This window comes from Desulfosarcina sp., assembly GCF_046496365.1.
GTDB lineage: Bacteria > Desulfobacterota > Desulfobacteria > Desulfobacterales > Desulfosarcinaceae > Desulfosarcina.
The window spans coordinates 1-2,957 of sequence record NZ_JAWOHB010000016.1 but is presented as its reverse complement, the minus strand read 5'-3'; the positions used below and the strand labels follow the sequence as shown (position 1 = coordinate 2,957).

Annotated in this window: 2 protein-coding genes; both read right to left on the bottom strand. The window is 54.6% G+C overall.

All coding sequences use genetic code 11. From position 1 onward, the window contains the following. A partial coding sequence (locus R6V78_RS00625) for an AmpG family muropeptide MFS transporter (protein WP_410287379.1) occupies positions 1-1,309 on the bottom strand: 1,309 nt, incomplete at its 3' end. A gap of 112 nt (positions 1,310-1,421) precedes the next feature. Beyond that, positions 1,422-2,957: phosphoenolpyruvate carboxykinase domain-containing protein (locus R6V78_RS00620; RefSeq protein ID WP_410287378.1), on the bottom strand; the 1,536-nt coding region annotated here is incomplete at its 5' end.

Below are 2,957 nucleotides of genomic sequence, written 5' to 3'. Positions count from 1 at the left end.
CGCTGCCGTTGTCGGCGACAATGACCATGAACAGCAGCAGTTCGTCGGGCCCTTGCCCGGCAAGGTAAGCAAAGAGTACATTGGTTGCCGCGGAAAGCAGCGCACCCAAAAACAGCGTTCGCAGGAGACCATAGCGAAGCGATAGGATTCCTCCGATGAATCCGCCTCCGATGGTCGCCAGCAGGCCCCAGAATTTGGTATAGGTGGCGATTTGTGATTTTGTAAACCCGATATCGATGTAAAAAACATTGGCGATAACACCCATCAGGATATCTGAAATACGATAGGTGCCGATAAGTGCAATAATGATCAGGGCTGCCGGACCGTAGCGCCGAAAGAAATCGGCGACCGGGTCGATGTATGTCTCGCGTATGTGGCCGGATGTTACCAGCTGCATCCGGATGACGATCCAGGTAATCAGTGCGCTCAAGACGATGCTGAAAGCCAGTCTGGCGGTTTCGGTTAAAAAACCCGCTGGCTGAGGGAGGATGCCGAAGGTATCCGTCAGCAGAGCCTTATAGCTCAGGCTCAATCCCCTGGAAAGAAAAAAGCCGGCGATGAAGGTGCCGATCGCCAGGACAAATACGGTCATAAACCTCAAATAATCTGCATTGCTTCGAAATGCATCCGTCTTTCGAGGGCGGACTACGGGTTCACGGATAACCAGCGTTGTGGTTATGCCGACGATCATCATGGCGGCCATAACACGGTAGACCTTTGCCCACACAGCGACGTCGTAGGTGTCGTTTCCCCACCAGTCAGCCAGCCAAAGAGATCCTGCGCCCGCCATCAGCATGCCGATACGATACCCTGCGATATACATGGACGAGAGCATTGACTGCATGTCCGCAGCAGCCGATTCGATGCGATACGCGTCAATGACGATGTCCTGGGTTGCAGAAGAAAAGCCGATGAAGACGGCACCGACGGCGGTCATGGTCAGTGTCTGCTGAGGGTCAAAGAAAGACGTCCAGAGCATGGCGGATGCCAGGGCGATTTGGGATACCAGGAGCCAGCCTCTGCGCCGGCCCATTCGAAGGGTGAGGTAGGGAAACGGCAGCCGGTCGACCAGTGGTGCCCATGCAAATTTGAAGGAATAACCCAGGGCCGCCCAGCTGAAAAACGTGACGGTTCCCCGCTCTACACCGGCTTCGCGCAGCCAGACGGAAAGTGTGCTGAAAATGAGGAGAATCGGCAGCCCTGCGGAAAACCCGAGGAACAGCATGGTGATGGCGCGAGGATGAATCAGAGCCGCTGTTGCTTCAGACCAGCTTCTTTTTGGCAGGCGACTCTTGACGGCTGTCGTCATGACCGCTCCCATATAATTTTTATCACCGCATCGCGGTCCGCCCGCCAGGGGTGGTGGGATGATGCGGTGTCGCCATGAACCTGCAGATGCCTTTCCCGGGGGTTTTTAGAAATCAGCTGTTTCCTGCCATCTGCCAGGGAGAGACGACGGGGCCATGAATGTGCCTTAACGCCATCAGCTCTTCATGCTGCTGTTTCAGGATTTCAAAAAGCCTTTGCGGGACATCTTTTTCTTTTGTATAGGCTTCCAACTGGAGATCAATTCTGGCAACGATGTTGTCTATGTACAGAGAAAACTGCTTTTCGTATAAATCCTGCGTGTAGGCTTTATCGATAATTGTTTCAAAAAGGTTTCTGAGATCCTCAAATGCCGGGATATAGCCGATGGGGGTGTCGATGGCCTTCACCTCGTTATGGGCTTTTCTTTCCAGCCATGCGAGCCAGACCTTTACATCCTTCTTTTCACCCAGCAGTTTTTTGGAATCGCCGCCCCTGGCTTCATGGGTCAGGAAGTAGTTCAAGCCCGCCATGACCGGCAGTTTGTCCGCAGCGATTCTTGAATTGTTGAAAAAGCGGAACTGGGCATCCATGTAGTCGCCCAGGGCGCCCGGGATAAAGGGGGCGTTTGCCCAGGGGGCCCGTTTGACGCCGGTGGCGCCTACCTCTGTCGCTGTTGCGGCCGAAACAATGGTGGCACCGATGACGACACCGTGATCCGCACTTTTGGCCGCCCAAACCGGGGGCATGGTGTTGCTGTCTCTGCCGCTGTAAGTGATGATGCGGGTTTCAACGCCCTGGGGATCTTCGGCTTTCTCGGAATAATTGGCGAGAGAGCTGGAAGCTACCGTACACCGGGAATTGGGGTGGGACATGGGAATCTTCTTTCCATTCGCATCGCACTTGCCGTCAAACCAGTCCCCTTGAAAATTTTTACCTTTTTCGGGAGGGGGCTCACCGTTTCCCGTCCAGTGCGGCATCCCGTTTTCATCGATCAGGACATTGGACCAGATGACCTCCGCGCCTTCTTTGCGCAGCAGCTCCATCAGCAGGGGATCGCCTTCCCAGTTGACATCCTCCACAATGCCGAAAATGCCGCATTCCGGATTGACGGACCGGATGCTGCCGTCTTTTCCGATCCAAAGCTGGGCCAGGTCATCGCCGACAAAAAAATTGCCGGCCATGGCGGTGGTTGTTTTGCCGCAGCCGCTGGGAGCCGCCCCGGTGCACCAAGTCACGCGTCCCCCGGGTCCTGCGATCCCGGTGATAAACATATGTTCGGACAGCTCGTCTCCTCTTTTTTCATAGACGGCCTTGTCCACGGAAAACCGGTGGTTGCCCTTTTTCAGCAAAAGGGTGTTGCCGGCGTAGGTGCAGTTGAAACTGAAGGTGGTTTGATGGCTTCGGTCCATAAAGACACGCGCATTCGGCAGATCTTCGGGGCGGTTGAGCCCTTCACTGTGAACGTTGGTATAAAAACGTCCCAGCTGCTTTACCTCATCGTTAAAATGATGGAAGGCGTTGCGGTAAAGAATTTCAGCGCTATGGGATACATATGCCGAACTTGTAATTTCAAGCGCCGGGTTTGAGGCGGGTGATCCCACGGGGCCGCGGATATAAAATCCGGCCACCATGGTTTTGCCTCTCATGAT